This window comes from Oceanobacillus polygoni, from assembly GCF_008304605.1.
Taxonomy (GTDB): domain Bacteria; phylum Bacillota; class Bacilli; order Bacillales; family Amphibacillaceae; genus Oceanobacillus; species Oceanobacillus polygoni.
The window spans coordinates 1-6,626 of record NZ_PIJY01000042.1; the positions used below are offsets into that span (position 1 = coordinate 1).

Below are 6,626 nucleotides of genomic sequence, written 5' to 3' on the forward strand. Positions count from 1 at the left end.
GAACTATAATTCGATTAATAGCCATACATATTTGTCCATTATGCATAAACTTACCGAATAATGTGGAATTTACTGCACTTTCCACTTTCGCATCACCAAGCACTACAAGCGGGTTGTTCCCCCCTAACTCAAGTGCAACTTTTTTAATATTTCTTCCACAAATTTCACCAATATGCCGTCCTGCCGAAGTAGATCCTGTAAATGAAATTAACCGTGGAATTGGATGTTCGACAAATGCATCACCGATATCTTCTAAGTTTGGAACCACAACATTAAAGACTCCTTTCGGCAATCCCGCCTCTTCAAATACCTTCGCAAGTAATATCCCGCCAGTTACCGCAGTTTGCTCATCTGGTTTCAGTACGACCCCGTTACCGACAGCAAGTGCCGGTGCTACCGAACGCATGGCAAGATACATTGGGAAGTTGAATGGCCCGATTACACCAACTACCCCTAAAGGACTTCGGTAAATTCTATTTTCCTTTCCTGGGATAAGGGAAGGTACAATTTCCCCATTCATTCTAAGGGGAAAAGATGCTGCTTCCCTTGTAATTGCAATAACAAAGTCAATTTCGACGTTAGCCTTCAGATGTGATGAACCCCCTTCCCTAATTAAATGATCAACAAACTCTTCTCTTCTCGCTTCAATAATCTGCACTGCCTTTTCCATAATGGAAGATCGTTCAAATGGATTATATTTTGCCCATTCTTTTTTAGCCTGTTCAGCAGATTGATAAGATTCATCGATATCTTCTTTACTAGCCATTTTTATTTCTTGTAGAACTTCATCATTATAGGGATTTTTTACTTCATAAGTGGTTTTTCCTTGACCATCACGCCATTCACCAGAGATATAATTTTTGTTGAGATTTTCATAAATTTTCATATAATTTATTCTCCTTTCCTTCGTATACATGATTTAATCTTTATTAAAAAAACTTCCCTCTCTATCCCTATTTAAACTCGAATGGGACAAGGAAGAGGAAAATGCGTCTCTTTAAAATGCGATTGAAGCCAGAGAACTGTTCCCTTTGTAATCCCCCCTTTTTCATGATTTCGAAAAAGGCAACCTGTCGTATGATTCCACCGAATCACTTTAATATTCGAGAAACTACTGTTACATTAAGATTACTGAGGGAACTTTAGGCTAATAGAAAGACTCTTTACTCAAGTTGAAAGAATACTTGAAATTAAATAATCTCGGAACCATAACAACAAAAGTTGTGTAGTTGCACGGAACAGTTAGTAATCGGAATCAAGTAAAAATTATTAAAAAAAGCTCAAAATAAAATCAAAAGTGACAATTAGGTGTTCTCCTTATAGGTAGCCTTATTACACTTTATGAATGGCCAAAAATAAACAAAAAATCAGAAAAGAAAAAAATGAATCTTTATAACATTGACAGTAGGAGGAACTTTACTTGCTATCCTCCTCGTTTTCTTTCCGGAAATGCCAGGACCAACTCAAATGGTTGAAGGGATTTTTAAGCCTTTAGGTAAACTTTTGGAAAAATAAAAGTATTCGAGTGAAAAAGTATAGCGAGTCTGGTGAGTCATTTATTTTCAAGCATAGCCAGTAAGCTAATAAAATAGTCGGTATACACATTAATTACCTTTCCTGATCAGAAATTTTCATTCTTTAAACAATAACAGGTAGAAAGGGAAGGCTTGCGTACAAATAATGATATCCGGATTACTTGCCTCAGTAAATGGAATATTTTTAAAAATAGCATTCATAGGTGATCACTAGATGGTGATTAAAGCATTTTTAACGCCAGTATTTTTATACATTTGGTTATATAAGCTAGGCAGTTTATGAATCTATTGTAAATAGACAGTAGAAATCAAGGTTTCTACTTGCAGTAGCAATAGGAGAGAATCTCTACTTTTTCATTGAAACACTTCTGGTCTTACCGTTCTTTGATACAATCGGTTTAGACACTGGCTTTTTTTGGTTGATTTATTGGCTGCCAAGACTGCTGTCAGGAACTATTCCATCGCGATTACTGAAACGGCAACGCCAATTTTATCAAAAAGAGAGCCCTAAAAGTTAGGGCTCAAAAATTACAGGGGATAGTTCAGTATGAACTATCTTTAATTGTTTCCAACTACCTTTTAAACTATGCACTGACCGTTCATATTTTTATAAAAGTAACTATAAAAGATGCTTTCTATAATCTTGTGGTCATCAAAAGAAAGGTAAAAAGGCCCATATTTATTGTGTTATGCAGGATTTTTGAACAAACTTTGATATCTCGTGATAAGCTCGTCTAATTCTTTAATACAAGAATTTGGCTTTGATATAGATTAGTTTTTAGTTTTTATTTATTCCCATCAATAGCCTCTATTTGACCTTTGACTGTAAGATTGCATTTTTTATCTCCAATTCCTGACACCTTCCCGTTTATCTCAATAAATCCTCTAATTCTTTTTTAAAAAGGAAATTTTGAAAATGATACAAATAGGCCCCCTACTGTCCTACTGTTTGGTGTAAGGACCTTAATATTATTATTGTTGTTAAGTTAAAATGTTCGTATAAAAAAGTGGAAGGAGAAAATAATATTAAAAGTAAAAAACCAATAGAGAGGACGATAAAAGTGAATCTAAAGTGGTTAAGACTATTAACAGCAGTTTTTCTATCTACCATCATGTTATTGGGGTGTAATAATGTAGAAGAGGATAATGATCCACCACCACCTGAAGTGGATGTAGATCCTGATAGAGAAGAACCAATTGAAGATCCTGAAGATGCAAATGACCCAGATAATATAGATGAAAATAAAGATGATGAAGCTGATTTAATCCCTGATGCAGAAGAACCCATTGAAGATCCTAAAGATGTAAACGATCCAGATAATATAGATGAATAAATATTAATAGACAGCAATAAGGCACACCGTTTGTTTTAACGGTGTGCCTCTTATTGCTCCAAATTTAACTGTTACGATAACTCAATTGTTGTTTTTTGAATATAAGCTAATAACAAAACTATTTAGTTACCATAGCTTTTTGCGATCTTATTGTATTGGAGGATTATGCGGAAACTGGGACATGTACCCTGTAAACTGCTGTGCCGCCTGTTGAAGTTTTTGTGGCTGTTCCGCTTCAAGCGAATACCATCCCTTTTGAAACATCAGATTATACAGTTCACGCTGCAAATTCTTCGTTTCGTCGAAAATCGCGTGAATGTCCTGATATAGCGAAGCATGGCTTGCCTCATTCATTGCTGTAGAATAAGATGCCGTAATGTACTTTTCATACGAAAGCATATCGTTTAGGAAGTCACGTTCATTCATCTCAGGTGTTTTGGGTATAGGTGTTTCTGGATTTTGAATCTTGTTTTGATTGTTATTCATTTTGTATGTCCCCCTTATTGATTCATTTGGTTCACATTTTGATCCAAATGCTGCAAAATACGCTGATAATGTCTTTCGTGCATCATGCATGCCTTTTCAAGGGCTACTACGACCTGTTGATCTTGGCACTGGCCTGCTGCAAAATGTGCCTTTTTGAATCCTAAAAGGTTCCACGATAGCATGTCCTTTAAGTAATTAAAATCTTTTCCTGTGATCACCTGTGGTGGCTCTTGAAAGACCGGCGGCTGGCTTTGAGATTGATTCGGTTGTTGCTGTTGCATGAACAGTTCCTCCTTATTGCTTCATTACCACTTTAACTTTCCAAATTTATAAAAAACTATACATATATTAGGAATTTACCAGATGGTAATTTTTCAAAATCACTAAGTCTCTAGTTAGGACAGTGCCCAGATCATTACGCCTTTCATGATGTCAGAACTTACCCAACCATAATTCTCTATTTTTTCGTTCTTAATATCTTATAAAAGTTCTTATAAAGGTAGTCCATAATATATAACAAACAATCCCTTCATATTCCATACGTATACTGGTTACATAGTTTGTACATGTTAAGAGAAAGAGAAAAAGAAGGAGGGATTCCAGTTGGAGTGGATTTTTTATCTATACCTGTTAAATATGTTCTTTATGTTATTCATAGCAATTTGGGAAGTTCGTCGCCCTGCCAAGGCTTTGAATTGGATAACAATCGTCCTTATTTTGCCAATCATTGGTTTCTGGCTATATCTTAGTACATCAAATCCCAGGCGTATTCATCGGAAAAGATTGACCTCTTCTCATAATGAGTCTGACAAATTACCTGATACATTTAGTCATTCATCCTCGGTAATCGCTGATACTTTACGGGATTTCACCGTGCATGGGCTTCGAGTCGGCAAAGTCCAAGTACTAAACAATGGAATAGCAAAATATGAACTACTCATCGAATCTCTACAAAAAGCCCAAAAAACCATTGATCTGGAATATTACATCTATCGGAATGACCAAATAGGTAATCGCATCACAGACTGCTGATCGAAAAAGCAGTAAACGGAGTGCGGGTTCGTTTTATTAGAGATGGTTGGGGGAGTAAAAAATTTCCGCGTCAAAAAATCCTGCAGATGGTGGAAGCAGGGATAGAATGCCGGACAATATTTCCTTTACGCTTTCCCTGGATTTTATCCAATTGGAATTATCGGGATCACTGTAAGATTGTCACGGTCGACGGAAAGAAAGCTTTTACTGGTGGCATGAACGTAGGATATGAATATACAGGATTAAATCCTGACGTTGGCTTCTGGCGGGATACTCATTTACAAATAACAGGAGAAGCATCAGTCGATTTGCAGACTGTCTTTGACGTTCATTGGAATATTGCTGTGCCGGAACAGGTAAAATCGAAAATAAATCTGAAAACAAAATCTGAGGTAACAAAAATCAATCCAATCGGAAGAGTAGACCTTTCCAGATGGTCAGCCGAATTGGGGTCAGAGTTGAGCACCATAGATGGTAAAGAGATGGACATATATCCAAAGACAGGGACATTGCAAAAAGCGTACATCCACACGTTGGAAGGAAACCCTGGAATTCCTACCCCAGTTATTCGTCAAGCTTACTTTATATGTATAACACAGGCGACCAAGACTATCGATATAACAACACCCTACTTTGTACCAGAAACAGATATTATCATGGCATTAAAGACAGCTGTGGCTCGTGGTGTAGATGTAAGATTGCTGGTTCCTCGCCACATTGATCAAAAAATCGTGGGCTTTGCAAGTCGTACCTATTACGGGGAACTTATAGAAGCTGGGGTCCAGATCTACCAGTATAATAAAGGAATGTTACATGCGAAACTGATGATCATTGATGAGGAAATTGCAGAAGTAGGCGCAGCAAACTATGATATGAGAAGTTTTCGCCTGAATTATGAGGTGTGTCAAGTCGTGTACAGTGCTGATGTGGCAAGGGAACTCACAGAGCAGTTCGAGAGGGATCTTACTGATTCTGTACCATTAAGAATGGAAGACTTGTTGCAAAGATCCCTGACCGAGCGCATTGTTGAACAGGGTGCTCGCCTGCTTTCTCCATTATTATAAGTTGATCCTGTTTTTATTGTATTATCTTAAATCTAGATTTAAAAAGAACTTCCAACATGGTTTTTTTCTTATTTACGATGGAAATTCATTACTAAAAAACGGTAATACTAAAAAGGCAGCCCAAAGAGTTTGAATTCAAAAATATCTGTTACCTTTTCATTTAAATATAGGGGTGATATCAATAGATAATATATTTGAAAATCTTAAGGAAATACGTTTATTAGAAGATAAGCTCTATCATTTAGAATTAAATGGTTGGCTAAAAAATGAGTTTTTAATTTGGGAATGGTGGATTCTAGTAGTTTTTTTAATTGTGCCTTGGGTTATATGGGCTAAACTTGTTAAACGAGACATTATTTTAGAAATTTTGTTATTTGGTACCATAATTATCTTGACAACAACCTTATTAGATGTTAGTTGGTGCACAATATAGTTTATGGGATTACCCCATTGCATTCCTACCTATTATTCCTCGGGCCTTTCCTTTTGATTTTTCAATGGTACCTGTAGCTTACATGTTGTTATATCAATATTTTAGAACATGGAAATCTTTTATTTTAGCCCAGATCATTATGGCGCTAACATATGCCTTTATAGGTGAACCCTTTTGCGAGTGGGTCAAACTTGTTAATTATTTAGAATGGAGATACAGGTATTCATTCATATATTACATCATTGTTGGAATTGTAACTCGAGCTTTAATACTAAAACTAGCCTCTTTATCTAAACCTCAAAATCTTACAACGAAGTAAAATTTAAATTGGAGGAAAAAACTTTGGAAGAAGTTAATATTGGTTTACTGACGATCAAAGTCATCGTTGGTTTTGCCACTTTATTTTTTATAATTATCATAACAGGCAGAACATCCATCTATCAGTTAACCCCGTTTCACTTAGTTTTTGTGTTAGTACTTGGAGATTTTTTAGGAAGTACCATTTATGAAGATAAGTTAGGGATTTTTCTTTTTTTATATACCATCGGATTGTGGACGTTTCTTATGTTGGGAATAGAGTTTATAACTCTAAAAAATAAATCAACACGTTCTCTCTTATTAGGCAATCCTAACATAATCATTCGAGATGGTGTTATGGATAGAAAGTTACTTACAAAGAACAAATTGGATGTAAATCAAGTATTGAGTATACTCCGTCAAAATAATGTCTTTTCAGTTCGCG

6 protein-coding genes and 2 pseudogenes are annotated in these 6,626 nt (G+C 35.8%); 5 read left to right on the top strand and 3 right to left on the bottom strand.

The window, feature by feature from the left end; all coding sequences use genetic code 11:
* Window positions 1-886, bottom strand: an 886-nt coding sequence (locus F1560_RS18815) for an aldehyde dehydrogenase family protein (protein ID WP_149476186.1), incomplete at its 3' end; no start/stop codon positions are given.
* Window positions 887-1,135: 249 nt separating this feature from the next.
* Here F1560_RS18815 and F1560_RS22800 point away from each other — a divergent pair.
* Together F1560_RS22800 and F1560_RS18830 are read left to right on the top strand one after the other, a co-directional pair.
* Window positions 1,136-1,263: pseudogene (locus F1560_RS22800) on the top strand (AAA family ATPase); the annotation flags it as partial.
* Between the two features lie 1,333 nt (window positions 1,264-2,596).
* The gene (locus F1560_RS18830; protein WP_149476187.1) at window positions 2,597-2,869 is read left to right on the top strand and encodes a hypothetical protein; all 273 of its coding nucleotides are present in this window, start codon (window positions 2,597-2,599) and stop codon (window positions 2,867-2,869) included.
* Window positions 2,870-3,016: 147 nt separating this feature from the next.
* Here F1560_RS18830 and F1560_RS18835 read toward each other — a convergent pair whose 3' ends face one another.
* Both F1560_RS18835 and F1560_RS18840 read right to left on the bottom strand, forming a co-directional pair.
* Window positions 3,017-3,355 carry a spore coat protein gene (locus tag F1560_RS18835; protein WP_095308193.1) on the bottom strand — a complete coding sequence of 113 codons (339 nt, stop codon included), beginning with the start codon at window positions 3,353-3,355 and terminating at the stop codon, window positions 3,017-3,019.
* 14 nt (window positions 3,356-3,369) lie between these two features.
* Window positions 3,370-3,636: a hypothetical protein gene (locus F1560_RS18840; protein ID WP_149476188.1), complete on the bottom strand. Its 267-nt coding sequence runs from the start codon at window positions 3,634-3,636 to the stop codon at window positions 3,370-3,372.
* Between the two features lie 322 nt (window positions 3,637-3,958).
* Here F1560_RS18840 and F1560_RS18845 point away from each other — a divergent pair.
* The 3 genes and pseudogenes from F1560_RS18845 to F1560_RS18855 form a co-directional block, all read left to right on the top strand.
* A pseudogene (locus F1560_RS18845) lies at window positions 3,959-5,451 on the top strand (phospholipase D-like domain-containing protein).
* A 410-nt stretch (window positions 5,452-5,861) separates the two neighbouring features.
* Window positions 5,862-6,203, top strand: coding sequence for a CBO0543 family protein (locus F1560_RS22615; protein ID WP_281292662.1), 342 nt, complete (start codon window positions 5,862-5,864; stop codon window positions 6,201-6,203).
* 23 nt (window positions 6,204-6,226) lie between these two features.
* Window positions 6,227-6,626 (top strand): DUF421 domain-containing protein (locus F1560_RS18855; protein ID WP_149476189.1); only part of this gene is annotated, 400 nt, incomplete at its 3' end.

Bases quoted from the DNA above. Each gene is read 5' to 3' on its own strand.
- F1560_RS18840 (WP_149476188.1), bottom strand. From the start codon at position 3,636: ATGCAACAGCAACAACCGAATCAATCTCAAAGCCAGCCGCCGGTCTTT.
- F1560_RS18835 (WP_095308193.1), bottom strand. From the start codon at position 3,355: ATGAATAACAATCAAAACAAGATTCAAAATCCAGAAACACCTATACCC.
- F1560_RS22615 (WP_281292662.1), top strand. From the start codon at position 5,862: ATGTTAGTTGGTGCACAATATAGTTTATGGGATTACCCCATTGCATTC.